Origin of the sequence: Mycobacterium sp. (assembly GCF_052143115.1) — a bacterium.
Taxonomy (GTDB): Bacteria; Actinomycetota; Actinomycetes; order Mycobacteriales; family Mycobacteriaceae; genus Mycobacterium.
The window spans coordinates 1-15,181 of record NZ_JBKQTQ010000202.1 but is presented as its reverse complement, the minus strand read 5'-3'; the positions used below and the strand labels follow the sequence as shown (position 1 = coordinate 15,181).

Here is a 15,181-nt window from a genome sequence, read left to right as displayed (position 1 = left end):
CGAAACACCCTCCAGCATGAACCGTCGGCCGCCTGGACGCTGAACCCAGCGCAGGCCCCGTTCGAAACCGCAACAGGCCATCGGAATTTTCGATCATCACGGTGAGGCGAAGCGCCCCGGAGAAGCTAGATTGTGCGGAAACTGATACCGGAATTGGTTAGATCGGACCAAGTGACCAGGACGCCCGACATTGACCCGCTCGAGCTGGGACCTCGCGTGGTTGAGATCCTGCAAACCGGCAGGCGGGTAGCGACCTACAAGTTGGCCACCCTATGGGCTCTTATTGATTACTGCGTGGCGAACTATCTGCCGGATGATCCGGCGGCATCGCTGAACGTGCCGCTCGATGACCTAGCCGACCGGGTCATAGAGCTCTACTGGCGGCAGGTACTGCCGTTAATGGTCAAGGGCACCAAACACATGCTCAAACAATCCACGGGCGAGAAGGCGCGGATTCTGAGCGCGGTCGAACGCCTCCGCGCTGATGCCAAGGGACGGCTGGGCGCTGCTGCCAAGGCAACCGACCGCGAAATGTCGCTTCGATACGTGAAGCTGCACTTGCCTGAGGAGTATTCGTTGGCGCGGCGAGAAGTGCGCAACGTATTGGTGTGGCGGCCGCTGTACCGATTACAACGCCTGCCGGTCGAGGGTAGCGGAAAAACCGTCTCCGACCCATTCCTCTACGACGACTCATGGATGCGCGACAAGTTGAGCCCGCATGCCATCGATGAGCACGGCGTGGTCCAACTACACCCAGGCGCGGCGTGGGGGCTTGCACGGCTGTCTGGATTGCTGGAGCCGGTATTGCAGGTCTTATGGGTAGATGAAGTGCGTCGAATGAACCCCGTGGTTCGTGATGATGTACCTGACTTGCCGGGCCACTTATTCGGCGTCGATCGCGTATCGCTTGACCGACCCTTCGCCGCGCTGCAGGAGGAGTTCGGCGACAAGTGCTTCTACTGCAATAAGAGGCATGCGGTCGAGGTCGACCACGTGCTGCCCTGGTCGCGGTCAAGAATCGATGGCCTGGCGAACCTCGTACAGGCGTGCCGCGAATGCAATGGCAACAAGCGGGACTCTCTTCCAGCACTCGAACACGTCGGCAACGCGCTTGGTCGCGGTAAAGCGCTGCTTGAGCAGATTGCAGACACCATCACGTGGACTGCAGACTACGACCAGGTTCGGTCCATGGGACGCGGGCTCTACCTAAGCACCCCCGAGCACTCGCAAACGTGGTTGGCGGTCGACCACACCATGCCGCTCGACCGGTCGCACCCGCCCGAATGGATGCTGTTGGGGGGCGAAGCGCTGACTGCGGCATCACACGCACGCCGACCTACTCGACCGGCGGTCTCCAAAAAAGTGAATAAACGGTAGATATCCATGAGCGATAGGAAGGTCGACTCGGTCGACTATCCGAAATACGTAGCGGCCGAAGGTGTTGTGACCGTGGAAACCCCTTGCCAACCGGCATGGGCTTGACATAGGAGAAACATGTGGCGGACATGGATCCTGGGATCTACGAGGTACTCGTCACCGAGGCGCTGCGCACACATCTCGACTCACTCGAGAGTCGCCGTCGCCCGACTCGACCCCTGCACACGGCCGAGGCTGCGGATCGGATCGCACTGCATCTGAGTCGGCAGATTGAGCAATCCCTCGCGGCCGTAGGTGACAGTGATCGAGTCCAAGTCGGCATCGAGATTGCACGTGACCTCATCGCACGGCTTGCCGAGCTCGTCGAGTCCGACACGTCCGCCACACCCGTCGAACCGGGCGAGGTCCTGCACGCGATCCTCGAACGGCGACCCGACGGGACGCCGCAGCCGATCGCTGAACCGCTCATCCCACTCCTCGACACCACGCTCCTCACCAACGCGCCCGGCGAGCCGGGCCTGCTGAATCAGCTCGACGCCGAGATCGATTCGGCCGACGCCATCGATGTCGTCATGGCCTTCATCCGACGCAGCGGCATCAATCCGCTTCTCGCGTCCCTCCGTCGTCACTGCGGACGCGGCAGACCGCTGCGCGTCCTCACCACCATCTACACCGGCTCCACCGAGCGGGCTGCGCTCGACCAACTCACTCGCCTTGGCGCCGATGTGCACATCTCCTTCGACCTCAGCACCACTCGCCTCCACGCCAAGGCCTGGGTCTTCCACCGCCGCTCCGGCTTCTCGACCGCCTACGTCGGCTCGTCAAACCTCACCCACTCCGCCCAGGTCACCGGCCTCGAGTGGAACATCCGCGCCTCGTCGGCCCGGAACCCCGACATCCTCGCCAAGTTCGAGGCCGTGTTCGAGAGTTACTGGCAGAGCGCCGACTTCGCTCCCTACGACCCCAACCAGTTCGACGTAGAGACGGAACGAGCCGGCCGCACTGACACCGGACCCGTCGTTGTCCTCAGTCCCATCGAGCTTCGGCTCGAACCGTTTCAGGATCGTCTACTCGAACAGATCTCGCTGTCACGCGGCCGCGGTCACCATCACAACTTACTCGTCGCCGCCACCGGCACGGGCAAGACCGTCATGGCCGCCGTCGACTACGCACGCCTCCGTGAAGACCTGCTGCGCTCCCGCCTGTTGTTCGTCGCTCACCGCAACGAGATCCTCGATCAGAGCCTCGCCACCTTCCGCTACGCGTTGCGCGACGCATCGTTCGGCGAGAAGTGGATCGGCGGCTCTCGGCCGCAACGCTTCGAACATGTCTTTGCCTCGATCCAGAGTCTCAATGCCGCCAACTTCGACGACCTCGCGCCCGATCACTTCGACGTCGTGATCGTCGACGAGTTCCATCACGCGGCGGCGCCCTCGTACCGCAAGCTCCTCGACCATGTGGAGCCTGAGGAGCTGCTCGGCCTCACCGCCACGCCCGAACGCAGCGACGACCTCTCGATGCTGCACTGGTTCGACGACCGCATTGCCGCCGAGCTCCGGCTGTGGGACGCCATCGACCAGCAGCGCCTCTCGCCCTTCATGTACTTCGGCATCCACGATGGGCTCGACCTGACCGACATCCCGTGGCGCCGAGGCCAGGGCTACGACATCGAAGCCCTCAGCAACCTCTACACCAGCTCCGACGCCTGGGCCCGCATCGTCCTGCAAGAGGTGCTCCGTCTCGCAGACGATCCCGGCACCATGCGCGCCCTAGGCTTCTGCGTCAGCATCGACCACGCCCAATTCATGGCGAAGCACTTCAACAAGGCCGGCGTTCCTGCCGTCGCGGTGTGGGGTGACAGCTCGCCGGCTGACCGCAAGGCGGCACTGCAAGACCTCGCCGCCGGCAAGATCCGCGTTGTCTTCTCGGTCGACCTCTTCAACGAAGGCGTCGACGTGCCCGCGGTCGACACCGTGCTCATGCTGCGTCCAACCGAGAGCCCCACGCTGTTCCTCCAACAACTTGGACGTGGCCTGCGCCGATCGAAGGGCAAGACCTTCTGCACGGTCCTCGACTTCGTGGGCACACATCGCCGTGAGTTCCGCTTCGACCGCCGCTACCGCGCTCTCATTGGCGGCACACGCCGCGACATCGAACGGGCCGTGCAGCAAGGCTTTCCCTTCCTACCCGCTGGTTGCTACATGCATCTCGACGAGAAGGCTTCCGAGATCGTACTGCGCAGCCTGCGCGAGGCGATTCCAGCGCGCTGGCCGGCCCGCGTCGAAGAACTGCGGGTAGTCCACGCGGAGTACCCCGACGTCACGCTGTCGAAGTACCTCAAGGAGTCCGGACTCGACTTGCCCGACGTGTATGACGGCTCACGTGGCTGGTCGGATCTATGCGAGGCGGCTGGTGTGCCGATCGAGCCGGCGGGAGAGCACGAGAAGCCGCTGCGCAAGGCGCTCGGTCGTCTGCTGCACATCGACGACGACGAGCGCATCGCCACCTACCGGCGACTCCTCGAGTCGTCAACCCAGGTTGACATTTCCGAAATGTCGGAACGTGAGCGACGCCTCGTCCGCATGCTCGTCGCCAGCATGGGCGACCAAGTGCTCACCAAGGACCACTCGTTGCAGGACACCGTCGATCTCGTATGGTCACACCCGCAGGTACGCGCCGAGCTCGCCCAGCTCCTCATCGAGCTCGACGACAGGATCGACCACCTCCACGGCGAGCTCGACCATCATCCCGATGTTCCGCTGCAGGTGCACGCCCGCTACTCGCGCATCGAGATCCTTGCCGCCTTCGGCATCGGCACCAACGCCAAGGTCGCCGCCTGGCAGAGCGGCGTGTACGAAGCCAAGAGCGCCAATGCCGAGCTGTTCGCCTTCACGCTCGACAAGAGCAGCGGCGCCTTCTCACCGACCACCCGTTACAGCGACTACGCCATCAGCCCCACGCTCATCCATTGGGAGAGCCAGTCAATGACCCGGGCCGACAGCGACACGGGTCTGCGTTACCGAAACCAGGAACGCGACGGTCGCTCGATCATGCTGTTCACCCGCCTGCGCGCCGACGACCGCGCCTTCTGGTTCCTCGGCCCCGCCACCTATCGCGGCCACGTCGGTGAGAGGCCGATGGCCATCACGTGGGAGCTGCACACGCCATTGCCCGGCGACCTGTATCAGTCGTTCGCGGCCGCGGTCGCCTGACGCCGGCCGATGAACGTTTAGGACGTCGCTGCGAGGCCTTCGGTCAGCCGGCGGTCGTAGTTCTTGGCCAGATCGTCCAGGCCGTGGATGACCTCGACGATGCTGCACTTGCCGCCGTGGGGTTCACGACGTTGGGCAAAGAGATCGAACTGGCGCTCGCGGAGGCCGGCACCGCACAACCAATAGCGTTACCGGCACAGCAGACGATGGACCACCTGGAATCCGAATGCGACCCCCAGCCGGTACTTCCAGCAGCCACCGCAGCATGGTCGGAGCGACAGCCCGCTCTCAAACGCTATGCAACGTGGCTCGTGTATCGCTGCGGACTGAAGCAAGGCGACGCCGCAAAAGTCATTAACGCGTCGGGTCACCGCACACCGCAGGACCGGATGTAGCAGCAGGCAACAATTTCTGCGCTGATCAATGGGCGCTACGACCGCCCAGCCGCAGCGTGATGTACACCGCCTGCCTTGCCACCCGGTACGCCCTCGAGTCTTCGTGAAACGAACGTTTCTGTTTCACAAGCAATTCGAAACATTACCGGCATCGGCTAGATCCCACCGTTTCGCGAGCCGCCGACTTGAGGTGGGCGACTTCCTAGTAACCCGGCCACTGGTGCGGGGTGCAGGTCGTGCGGCAGGTCGGCGAACACCCGGCCGAGGCCACGGGTTCTGCTTCCACTTGTCCGTCTTGGGATCCGATTGAGACTGTAGCTTTGAGCGCCGACACCCCCAGCGGACAGTGCGCAGACCTGTCACTTTGGCACTCGCGTTTCACTTTATGGGGATCGAACAGGCCTCCAAAGTCATCGTTTATTCATCGATAATGATCGGGAATCGCCCGGACTCGGTGAGGTCTAGTCGGTCTCGTCGGGGAACCAAGTTCTTTGTCGCACAAGCATTTACCGGTTCTTTCGGGCAGTCAACGAGAACCATGAGTCGCGAATCCGTTGGTCGCGGGTTCGAGTCCCGCCCGCCCCACATCAGCCCCAGATCAGAGGTGTATTAACCCGGCTGATGTTTGACGATTTGGCTTCGGCGTCAGACTATTTCGTGCACCACCGGACGCCCACCGGCGTCGACCTCGGCCTGACGCACCCACTTGCGCAGCGTCTCCGCGGTCATCCCCAACCGGCCCGAGATCGCCTTCAACGCCGCCCACTCCGAGTCGTCGTCGTCGCGATGCTCGCCGACCAACCGCACCGCCATGGCCTTGGTGTTCTCGTCGTACCTGATCGCCCTCGCGCCACCCTTCCCGACAAGGGGAGTGCGCATAAACCGGCGACGTTCACATCGGCCCGGGGCCGCCATTTCGGCGCGGGCTGTGGCGCGACAGCGCTACTGTGGCCCAATCTCGTTGGAGAGGTCGGGGCCTGAGCCGATGGACCTGCTGGAGCCGTTGGACGTAGCGATGATGGCGGCGGAGCTGCTGTCCGACCCGATGCACGTCGCCGCGCTGCTGATCCTGTCGCCTCCCGCCGAGGCGGGCCCGGGGTATGTCGACGAGCTGTACCGCGATGCGCTGACAAGCACCGCTGAGCTTGATCCGCGATTTCGCCGGCACCCGCACGTCGGCGTCGACACCGCGGGCGTCTGGGTGTGGCGCAGCGACGACAACATCGACATGCGCGACCACATCCAGCGCCGCACGCTGCCTGCGGGCGCCGATCGCGAAGCGCTAGGGAAGCTGATCAGCGAGCTGCACAGCGAACGGCTCGACCGGTCGCGACCGATGTGGATTGCGTATCTGATCGACGGTCTCGAGGACGCTCGATTCGCTTTGTATATCAAGGTGCACCACACCGTGGTCGACGGCGTCGCCGCATTCAAGATGATCGCCGATGCGATGACCGCCGACCCCGATCGCCGGTCAATGCCGCCGCTTTACACCATCGAGCCGGGGCAACCAGCCGAGCGTGCCGCAACCTCACGCGGACTGATCCCCAACCCGTTCTCGCTGGTGCGCTCGGCGGTGAACGTCGCCACCTCGGGCCTGGGTTTTGTCCGCCAACTCGCCCTCGGCGAAATATCGACAGTGGTCGCCAGCCTCGCGGCGAGGAATACCGTGCTGCCGTTCGGCGCCCCCTACACCAGGTTCAACGGCCGGCTCGGCCGCGAGCACGCCTTCGCGGGGGCCAGCTGGCCGAAGTCGCGCATCCGGGCCGTGCAGAAGGCGGCCGGAGTGACCGGCAACGATGTGGTGACCGCCGTGGTGGCGGGGGTGTTGCGGGAGTGGCTCATCGCGCACGACGAGCTGCCCCACAAGTCGCTGGTGGCCATCTGCCCGGTAACGGTGCGCAGCCGCGAGCGCGCCAGCGACGAGGACCAGCACGGGAACTTGTTCGGTCTGGAGTTGTGCCCGTTGGGCACCGACTCGGCCGACCCGGCCGAGCGACTGGCCCAAATCCACCGGGCGATGACGTGGGCGAAGCACCAGGTGGCGAGCCGCGGGTCGAACGCGACAACGCTGTTGCTCGCGCCGAGTATCGGGCCCACGGTCCTGTTGCCGATGGTGCCGTTCGCGCCGCGGCTACGCCGCGGCTACAACGTGTCGATCTCCAACGTTCCCGGGCCGCCGGCCGACTTGTATTGGAACGGCGCGCATATGGATGAGATCTATCCGGTGTCGACGGCCATCGGCGGGCAGGCGCTGAATGTGACGATGTGCTCTTATGCCGACCAGGTGACGTTCGGCTATGTTTCCGGCCGGAACGTGATGCCGGACATCGAGTCGCTCATACCGCTGACCGAGCGCGTGCTGGTTGATCTGGAGACCGCGGTCGGAGCGGTGACGTGATTGCGCCCGCGCGGGGAAGGAGATGCGCTCATGGGTACCTACGCGGTCACCGGATCGGCCTCAGGCATGGGGCACCAGGTCGCGCAGAAGCTGCGCGACGCCGGCCACACCGTGATCGGAGTGGACATCAAGCAGGCGGACATCGTCGCCGATTTGTCGACCGGCGAGGGACGCCAGGCGGCCGCTGTCGGCGTTTTGGCGGCGTCGGGGTCCAGAATGGACGGTGCCGTGCTGGCAGCCGGGCTCGGCCCAAGTCGGGCCGCTGACCGTGCGCGCCTGATCGCCGAGGTTAACTACTTCGGCGTCGTTGAGCTGCTTGATGCGTGGCGCCCGGCACTGGCCGCCGCTGATCGCGCGAAGGTCGTTGTCTTCTCGAGCAACTCCACAACGACAACGCCCATGGTGCCCGCGCGCACCGTACGGGCGTTCCTTGCGCACGACGCCGAGAAAGCGGTTCGCTCCGTGAGATTTTTCGGCAAGAATGCTTCGGTGTTCCTATACGCCGCATCCAAGGTCGCGGTGAGCCGTTGGGTTCGACGTGAGGCGGTCAGGACCGAGTGGGCGGGCGCAGGCATACGCCTGAATGCTCTTGCTCCGGGGGCGATTATGACACCTCTTCTGGAGGAGGGGCTATCGACGCCGAAGGAGGCGAAGCGCATTCGTTCCTTCCCTATCCCGATCGGCGGGTTCGGCGACGCTGGGCAGCTGGCCGACTGGGTGCTGTTCATGCTTTCGGATGCGGCGGACTTCTTGTGTGGGAGCGTTCTATTCGTCGATGGCGGGTCGGACGCCTACTTCCGCGCTGACGACTGGCCGAGGCCTGTGCCAGAGTATCGACTGTTCTCTTACCTCAAGCGCTTCAGAGGCTACTCCGCGTCGGCCTGAGAGCACTTCGACACCTGTATCGCGTAGATCTCGGCCAGGAATTGCTCGACGGCGACTGCGGCGTGCGCCGCGCGGGCCGAGCCGAGGATGTCGAAAGCGTGCTGGGTAAACGGCAGTTCGGCGTACACGACGGGCTGGCTGCTGACTTGCCGCATCCGCGCGACGAACCCACGCGCCTGCTCGACGGGAACCAGTGAGTCGTTGCGGCCGTGCAGCACGAAGAATGGGGGAGCGTCGGCGGAAATGTGGTTGACCGGCGACGCATCGATATACGACTGCAGGTTCGCCGTGTGCGGTTGTTTGACAACCATTCGCTCGAGCAGCGGCAGCAACATCGGATGCATCGCGTCCTCGACGCGGGTGAAGTCATAAACGCCGTAGAACGGCACGGCGGCCTGCACCCGGGTGTCGGCGTTTTCGAATCCAAGCTGGAACTGGGGATTATTGGGCGTCAGCGCCGCCAGCGACGACAGGTGGCCGCCGGCCGAACCACCGGTAATGGCGATGAAGTCGGGATCCCGCCGTACTCGGTGATGTGCGCCTTGACCCACGCGAGGGCGCACTTGACGTCGATGATGTGATCGGGCCAGGTGTTGCGCGGGCTATGCCGGTAGTTGATCGCCACGCAGATCCAGCCCAGCTCTGCAAGGTGGCTCATCAACGGATGGGCCTGTCCGCGTTTGTTTCCCGTCGTCCAGGCACCGCCGGGGATCTGGAAGAGCACCGGCGCCTTTCCGGTCGGATCCAGATCGGGACGCCGCCAGATATCTAGGTGGTTAGCGCTGCCGTAGTCGCCGTAGCTGATGTTCGAGTCGTGGGCGTAGTCGCGGTAGATCCGCAGCATTCGCAGCGGTCCCGGCGTTTTGGCGGTGCCACCGCCGGCCGGCCGGCGCCACAGACCCGCGGAGTCGGTGTGGCGAGAGGTTCCCAGGCCGCTGTCCAAAGCCGCAGCCAGCGGGACATTGGCCTGGTGGCCCGCGCGACTGAAGTTCAGCAAGCCCAGCGCCGAGATGCCCGCTACCAGCCATGCGACCGCCCGCACTCGTCGGGTCAGTCGGCGGGCTGTCAACGCCAGGCCGCCGAGCTGGCTGAGCAGTGTCTGCAGGGGCAACTCAGTGACAACCAGGCCGAACGCCCACGAAAACAGCGAGGGGTATCCGTTGCGCGCCAACGGCCGATAGGCGTTGAGCGTGGAAGCGGCGGTCACTGCCGTTACTGCCAACGACCCTATTTGCCGGATGACGTGGATGATTCGAGCTGTCCGCATGCGGTCACCTTACGAGGCGATCAAGCCGTGCGGACGACGACCAGTGATCTCACGGCTCTCGAACGTCTGAGAGCTTTTGCCGTTGGATTTATGCGGGAGTTGGGCGTGGCCGAGCTTGGCATTGGTTAGTTGCCGGTTGCGGTGTGTTGTCAAGGAGAGCTTGCAGCAGGGCACGTCCCCTGGCGAGTCGTAGTTCGGTGAGGAACGCTTGTAGCGGCGCGGTGTCGCGGGCGGTGCGTCGTGCGTCGATGATGGCCAGAACGCGTCCGGTCCCAATCTGGACCTGGTAGTCGGCCTGGTCGGGGTGCTGTAGTTGGGTCGCGCCGACGGCAGTCTCCACGTTCCAGCCGGTGCCGGTGTCACACAGCACCGCGACGGCGTCGAGGTCGAAGGTTCGCCGGATCGAATCGACGGCCTCGCTGAGGTCGCGAGGCGAGGCCATGGCACCGGCGGCGAGCCTGGCGAGGTTGCGGGCCTCGGCGTCGGCGCGTGCGGCCCGGACCCCTTGACGGGTGAGCACGTCGACCAAGCCCCCGACCGCGAGCGCGACGATCCCGAAGGTGATCAGGGCGACCACATCGACCGCGTTACTGACTCGCAGGGTGTGCAATGGCTGGGTGAAGAAGTAGTCGGACATCAGGACGGCAACGGCGGTGGCCAGCAGGGCAGGCAGAACCCCGCCGAGCAGGGCCACGCAGAGCACCGCGAGCAGATTGCACAGCAGTGCGCCGGCAAGCCCGAGCGGAGCGCGAAACGGGGTCATACCGACCGTGATCGCCACGGGCGCAATGACCGCGAGGATCCAGGCCGCCAGCCGGCGCAGCCCGGGAAGCGGGACCGGCCGCAGCGACGGGATGGTCAGCCTGATCGCCGGTCTCTGACGGGGTGGCCAGCGGGCGGGGATGACATGAACCTCGACCGGGCCGGCGGTTCGGATCGCCTTGTTGATCACCGAGCCGTGCAGCAACTCCTGACGGCGGGAGCGTCGGGTTGCGCCCAACACCAACTGGTGAGCATTCTCGTTGCGGGCGAAATCCAGTACCGCAGCGGCGACATCGATGCCGGCCAATTCGGTGTAGTGGCCACCCAATTCGCCAAGCAGTCGGCGTTGGCCGGTCAGCCATGCGGGCTCCGCCCCCACCAGGCCTGTGGGTTCCCGCACGTGCACCCCGATCAGCTCGCCGCCGACCGTCGTGGCGATCTGCGCGGCCCGCCGCAGGACGTGCTCGCCCTCCGGGTCGCCGGTCAACGCGACGACGACCCGCTGCGAAGCAACCGCCGCCGGTGCCCGGCTCAGCGCGACCGGGCCGGCGGCGCCGAGGTGACCGCGTTGCTGCAGCCAGCCCATCGCGAGTTCGCGCAGCGCGGCCAACCGCTCGGCGGCGTAGAAGCCGGTCAGCGCGTGCGGGGTGGCGCTTGGCCGCAGGACGTCGGTGTCGGCGATGCGGGCGCGCAACTGCTGCGGGGTGATGTCGAGGAACTCGATTTCGTCGGCGCCGGCCACGACCGCGTCGGGCACCGTCTCGTGTTGGGCGATGCCGGTGACTGCTTCGACGGCGTCGTTGAGGCTGTCGATGTGTTGCACGTTGAGCGCGGTGATCACATCGATACCGGCGGTTAGCAGCTCTTGCACGTCTTCCCAGCGTTTCTCGTGGCGGCTGCCCGGTACGCAGGTGTAGGCCAATTCATCGACCAGCACCACCGCCGGACGTCGAGCCAGCACCTTGTCCACGTCGAGCTCGTCGAAGATGGACCCTCGGTGGCTGGTCTGGGCGAGCGGAATTTGCTCCAACGCGGCGAGCATGGCCTCGGTATCCGCGCGCTCGTGGGTCTCGACCAAACCCACGACCACATCCACTCCCCGCTCAGCCAGGCGCTTGGCCTCGGCCAGCATGGCGTAGGTCTTTCCGACTCCCGGAGCAACACCGAGATAGACGCGCAGCCGACCTCGGCTCGCAGACGATGTCGAACCCGCCGACATTCCGCCGCTCATCGCGATCACCCTTCACTGCCACACGTCGGATCGAACCTACAGTTGGCAAAGGGGGCGCACCAAGGGCAGAAGGTCACCAGCCATGACGACCGACGATGTGGCCGGGCCCGGTGCGGTTTCCCGCTCGCCGACGGGACCCGCGCCAAAGCGTTGACCGGGATCGATGACCATTCTCGGATGTGCGTGTGCGCGGTTGATGGCCGCCGAGCGCACCCGCATGGTCTGTGACGAGTTGCGGGCCGGCCTGGCCGCCTACGGGGCGCCAGAGCAGATCTTGACTGATATTCAATCTGGGTGGGCGGCGTTGGGCCTGTCCCGCGGCCGGCAGGAAGGATCGGTGCCGTCCGGCACCCGTTCGTCATCATTGCTCGATCGATTGGAGCGCTTGGCGACTTGTTGCCTGTTGACCATGTTGGCGAGCGGGGCCACTGCCGGAAGTTGAGATGCCCTATTAGGAACCCGGCGACCCGACCGGTAGCGGTCCCCGAACCCGGCAGTGACCGCGTCGGCAGCCTCCACCCAAGCCGGTATCGATCTTCGGCTTGGCTCCGGAACACGCCTCGATCACCGACTTCAACCCGCCTGATCTTGCGGGCAAGCTCCGCGACGTGGACGTGACGGTGGGGGGCCCGGGTTAACGAATTGTCTCGCGGCGGCAAGAATAATCGAGTGCCCCTGTTGATTGGCTTACACCACGTCACCGTGCCGTCCAGCGATCCGGTGGCGGCCAGCGACTGGTATGTACGGGTCTTCGATTTCGCCGCCCTCTTGATCGAGGAACGCGAAAACGAGGTAACGGCCGTGCTGCTGCAACATCCGTGCGGTGCCCGTCTGTTGTTGCGGCGCGCCGCCGAGCCGCTGGCCACATTGCGCGGATACCCGTTGTTCGGTCTGAGTGTCGCCAACCACGATGAGTTGCTGCGCTGGGTAGAACGCCTCACCACATTCGATGTCGAACACAGCGGTGTGCACCAGGCGCACCTGGGCTGGGCGGTGACCGTCACCGGCCCGGACCTGGTCCATATCCAGCTCCACACCGACGAGGGACCCAGCGGCGAAGGCGAGTAGGTGCTTGCGTGCCGTACAACGCCTGATGAAGAGATCCACAAAGGTGCGCCGCCCGCGAGCTGAGTCGCCCAGAGCGCCATCTCGTTCAGGTCGTCACCGAAGACCTTATGGGGTTCGAAATGGCCCCTGAGGTCATCTTTTATTCATCGATAACGATTGGGAATCGACCGGAATCGCTAAAGTCACGGCGCCGCCACCAACTGGCCTACGTCGGCGAGTTCCACGCCCTCGGCGTGCGGTGGGGAGCGCCCGAAGGGCCCGACGAATCCTTGCGCACCGAGGAGACCGTGCAGTTCTGGGAACACGACCTGCCGCTTCAAATGGCTGATCTGGCAGCACAACTCGACCCCGGCCACCGGTTCGACTCGATCGTCGTCGACGAGGCCCAGGACTTCGCTGACGCGGACTTCATCCGCGAAGTCGGCGGGCCGGATCTCGCCCGCCGTTTGCACCTTCCGTCGACGTAATGGCGGATGAGGTTTGGGACTCTGCCGTGACGAAAGTTTCTCCGTCTGCGTTGGTCCCACCCATCAGACTCCCACCGGCATCCGGCACCCGCCTTACCGGCAAGCTAGTCCGTGCCCTGTAAGGCAGACCAGGTATCTGGGCTCGGGTTGGTTCGATGAGGATACGAGCGCGGCGCCATCGGTCTGGCGGAATTCCCGTATGTAATACGTTGTAGTACATTAGGTTGGTGTTCGAGACCGCCGACTGGTCGCACCGCGGCGACTACATCGCCAAACACGGCGTGACACCGGATGAAGCCGACGAGGCGCTCGCCGACCCCGACAGAGTGGTCATCAAACCCGACCCGGCGTCGAAGTCAGGCCGCGGTGTCCGCATCATCGGCTACTCGATCACCGCACAGGCTGTGCTGACCGTGATCGTCCTCGACGAGGAGGGCACCACTTACGGGGTAAACGTCTGGAAGGCCAACCCGAAAGACCAGCGACGCTATGAAGGCACGGAGGAATCATGACCGCGAAGAAACGCACGAAGAAGGAAATCGCGGCGCTCCTCGAGGAGGAGGCCGAGGCGATCGACGCTGACCGCGACGCCCCGATCACCGACGCGACGACTGTGACGCGTGGCCACGGCCGCAGCAAGACGCTGCAGATCCGGCTCAACCCCGAGGAGCTGGAGGAGCTGGAGCGCGTCGCGGCCAGCCGGGGACTCCCGACGTCGACTGTGGCGCGGGAGGCCGTCTTGCGGCTAGTCCGACCAGCCGAGGCCCGGTCTGCTGATAGGCGCCGGATTGCTGATCAACTCGTGCGCTATCTCGACAGCTTCACCAATGCGGACACCACCGTCGCGCCGCTAGTTTCGAAGGACGTCGCTAACGCCGCTGAATAGCAGTCGCCGAGGTTAAGCGCCGCCGGATGCCCGCCGCCTCGCCCGAAGTCGCGATACGCTTCGGACATCAGGGTGCCGTGGGTATGAGTACCGCGATGTCGCTGTGCAGGTGCGCCAGACCGCTATCGAGAGTCGCCAACCGCCCTTTGCGGCTTCGTGCGAGCTGAGCAAGGTAGGCATCTGTTACCTGTCGGTGACCGACCACGCCACCGACCTCTACATCGGCGAAAGAGACACTGTCGGGCCAGAACTCGTGGCGGTTCGCACCCTCGACTGCACTGACGACATCCCGCGCAGCTGCCGCGGTTTGCCCCGTCCGCAGCAGGAATCGAACAAGACTTCCTTGTGTGATCGGGCACGTCGCAAATCCTGTGTCGGATGCCGATAGCCATTCCGCGGCGGCGTCATGATGCACATGCTCGGTGACGACCAGTGCGATGAGCACGTTCGCGTCGAGCAGCGCCGTCACTCCTCATCCTCCAATGAGCGCACGTCCTCGGAGGTCACGACTGTCCCAACGCTCACCAGAGGCAGCCCCGTCCTGGGGTCTACGGAGATCGCGGCGGCGGTGCTGCCGGCTCCCAGGCCGCGTCGAATGAGGTCGGCGACAGTTTCGCTCAACGTGCGGTGGGTGTCCCGCGCAATCGCCAGCGCCTGTTTGTGCAGGTCGTCGGGGAGATCAATGGTGGTGCGCACGCCCAATCCTAGCATCGCTGCATCATGATGCGTCGGTGCAAACACTGCCGGTGCACTTGCTCAGGCCGACCTTCGTCGTGCGCTGCATATTCGTCTGGGTTGTATTCGTCAGGCAGGATTTGTCTGTCTCACCGGTGATACACTGCGGCTGTGGAGTCAGTAACCGTGCGCGACCTCCGTAATAGAGGAGGAGAGGTGCTGGACCGTGTGGAGCGCGGCGAACGTGTGATCGTCACCCGGGACGGGCGCGCGGTCGCCGAGTTGCGCCCGCTGCCACGCCGCAGCGCCAGACCTGTCGAACTCATTGAGCGCAGGAAAGGGTTGCCTCGCGTTGACCCCGACGTGCTGCGACGTGACATCGACACCGTCATTGATCCAACGCTGTGAGCCCTGAGCCGGCGTCGAGAGGGATGCTCGACACATCAACGGTGATCCTGCTTGGGCGCATCGACGACCCCGCAGATCTGCCCGACGAAGCCGTGATCAGCGCGATCACGTTGGCCGAGCTGTCGGTGGGGCCGCATGTCGCCCATA

The 15,181-nt window shown here is 64.8% G+C and carries 12 protein-coding genes and 5 pseudogenes; 11 read left to right on the top strand and 6 right to left on the bottom strand.

The annotated features are described in order from the left end of the window. The first annotated feature begins 216 nt into the window (after positions 1-216). The 3 genes from ACLQI9_RS21195 (at position 217) to ACLQI9_RS21185 (ending at position 4,984) form a co-directional block, all read left to right on the top strand. Positions 217-1,377: an HNH endonuclease domain-containing protein gene (locus ACLQI9_RS21195; protein WP_442379421.1), complete on the top strand. Its 1,161-nt coding sequence runs from the start codon at positions 217-219 to the stop codon at positions 1,375-1,377. A gap of 128 nt (positions 1,378-1,505) precedes the next feature. Next, positions 1,506-4,589 carry a DUF3427 domain-containing protein gene (locus ACLQI9_RS21190; protein ID WP_442379423.1) on the top strand — a complete coding sequence of 1,028 codons (3,084 nt, stop codon included), beginning with the start codon at positions 1,506-1,508 and terminating at the stop codon, positions 4,587-4,589. Between the two features lie 83 nt (positions 4,590-4,672). Further along, a complete protein-coding gene (locus ACLQI9_RS21185; RefSeq protein ID WP_442379419.1) occupies positions 4,673-4,984 on the top strand; it encodes a hypothetical protein in 312 nt (103 codons plus the stop codon). Positions 4,985-5,659: 675 nt separating this feature from the next. Here the strand turns inward: ACLQI9_RS21185 and ACLQI9_RS21180 are convergent. Then, a pseudogene (locus ACLQI9_RS21180) lies at positions 5,660-5,863 on the bottom strand (hypothetical protein); the annotation flags it as partial. Between the two features lie 106 nt (positions 5,864-5,969). Here ACLQI9_RS21180 and ACLQI9_RS21175 point away from each other — a divergent pair. Together ACLQI9_RS21175 and ACLQI9_RS21170 are read left to right on the top strand one after the other, a co-directional pair. Continuing rightward, on the top strand, positions 5,970-7,385 hold the full coding sequence (locus ACLQI9_RS21175) for a WS/DGAT/MGAT family O-acyltransferase (protein WP_442379417.1): 1,416 nt from the start codon (positions 5,970-5,972) through the stop codon (positions 7,383-7,385). Positions 7,386-7,415: 30 nt separating this feature from the next. Then, a complete protein-coding gene (locus ACLQI9_RS21170) occupies positions 7,416-8,270 on the top strand; it encodes an SDR family oxidoreductase (RefSeq protein ID WP_442392138.1) in 855 nt (284 codons plus the stop codon). Here ACLQI9_RS21170 and ACLQI9_RS21165 read toward each other — a convergent pair. Further along, positions 8,252-9,537: pseudogene (locus tag ACLQI9_RS21165) on the bottom strand (alpha/beta hydrolase fold domain-containing protein). The gene ACLQI9_RS21170 and the pseudogene ACLQI9_RS21165 overlap by 19 nt on opposite strands. An 88-nt stretch (positions 9,538-9,625) precedes the next feature. Then, positions 9,626-11,530 (bottom strand): DUF4118 domain-containing protein, encoded by a 1,905-nt coding sequence (locus ACLQI9_RS21160; protein WP_442392137.1) that lies wholly within the window; start codon positions 11,528-11,530, stop codon positions 9,626-9,628. 114 nt (positions 11,531-11,644) lie between these two features. Here ACLQI9_RS21160 and ACLQI9_RS21155 point away from each other — a divergent pair. From ACLQI9_RS21155 to ACLQI9_RS21135, 5 genes and pseudogenes are all read left to right on the top strand, one after another. After that, positions 11,645-11,813 (top strand): annotated as a pseudogene (locus ACLQI9_RS21155) (IS481 family transposase); the annotation flags it as partial. Between the two features lie 386 nt (positions 11,814-12,199). Beyond that, positions 12,200-12,598 carry a VOC family protein gene (locus ACLQI9_RS21150; RefSeq protein WP_442392136.1) on the top strand — a complete coding sequence of 133 codons (399 nt, stop codon included), beginning with the start codon at positions 12,200-12,202 and terminating at the stop codon, positions 12,596-12,598. Between the two features lie 188 nt (positions 12,599-12,786). Next, positions 12,787-13,002: pseudogene (locus ACLQI9_RS21145) on the top strand (nuclease); the annotation flags it as partial. A 290-nt stretch (positions 13,003-13,292) separates the two neighbouring features. Beyond that, complete coding sequence (locus ACLQI9_RS21140) at positions 13,293-13,577, top strand: transposase (protein ID WP_442382293.1); 285 nt, start codon at positions 13,293-13,295, stop codon at positions 13,575-13,577. Next, positions 13,574-13,951, top strand: a complete 378-nt coding sequence (locus tag ACLQI9_RS21135) for a hypothetical protein (RefSeq protein WP_442382298.1) — start codon at positions 13,574-13,576, stop codon at positions 13,949-13,951. Before ACLQI9_RS21140 ends, ACLQI9_RS21135 begins: the two co-directional genes overlap by 4 nt. On the opposite strand, the pseudogene ACLQI9_RS21130 reads toward ACLQI9_RS21135, so the two are convergent. The 3 genes and pseudogenes from ACLQI9_RS21130 to ACLQI9_RS21120 all read right to left on the bottom strand — a co-directional run. Then, positions 13,933-14,016: pseudogene (locus tag ACLQI9_RS21130) on the bottom strand (type II toxin-antitoxin system VapC family toxin); the annotation flags it as partial. The gene ACLQI9_RS21135 and the pseudogene ACLQI9_RS21130 overlap by 19 nt on opposite strands. A gap of 2 nt (positions 14,017-14,018) precedes the next feature. Beyond that, positions 14,019-14,420 (bottom strand): TA system VapC family ribonuclease toxin, encoded by a 402-nt coding sequence (locus ACLQI9_RS21125; RefSeq protein WP_442382292.1) that lies wholly within the window; start codon positions 14,418-14,420, stop codon positions 14,019-14,021. Beyond that, a complete protein-coding gene (locus tag ACLQI9_RS21120; RefSeq protein ID WP_442382291.1) occupies positions 14,417-14,647 on the bottom strand; it encodes an antitoxin in 231 nt (76 codons plus the stop codon). The genes ACLQI9_RS21125 and ACLQI9_RS21120 overlap by 4 nt, the downstream gene beginning before the upstream one ends. 150 nt (positions 14,648-14,797) lie before the next feature. Here ACLQI9_RS21120 and ACLQI9_RS21115 point away from each other — a divergent pair, with 150 nt between their 5' ends. Next, a complete protein-coding gene (locus ACLQI9_RS21115; protein WP_422268586.1) occupies positions 14,798-15,034 on the top strand; it encodes a type II toxin-antitoxin system Phd/YefM family antitoxin in 237 nt (78 codons plus the stop codon). Positions 15,035-15,181 lie beyond the last annotated feature (147 nt).

Bases quoted from the DNA above. Each gene is read 5' to 3' on its own strand.
- ACLQI9_RS21170 (WP_442392138.1), top strand. From the start codon at position 7,416: ATGGGTACCTACGCGGTCACCGGATCGGCCTCAGGCATGGGGCACCAG.
- ACLQI9_RS21160 (WP_442392137.1), bottom strand. From the start codon at position 11,530: ATGAGCGGCGGAATGTCGGCGGGTTCGACATCGTCTGCGAGCCGAGGT.
- ACLQI9_RS21175 (WP_442379417.1), top strand. From the start codon at position 5,970: ATGGACCTGCTGGAGCCGTTGGACGTAGCGATGATGGCGGCGGAGCTG.
- ACLQI9_RS21135 (WP_442382298.1), top strand. From the start codon at position 13,574: ATGACCGCGAAGAAACGCACGAAGAAGGAAATCGCGGCGCTCCTCGAG.
- ACLQI9_RS21190 (WP_442379423.1), top strand. From the start codon at position 1,506: ATGGATCCTGGGATCTACGAGGTACTCGTCACCGAGGCGCTGCGCACA.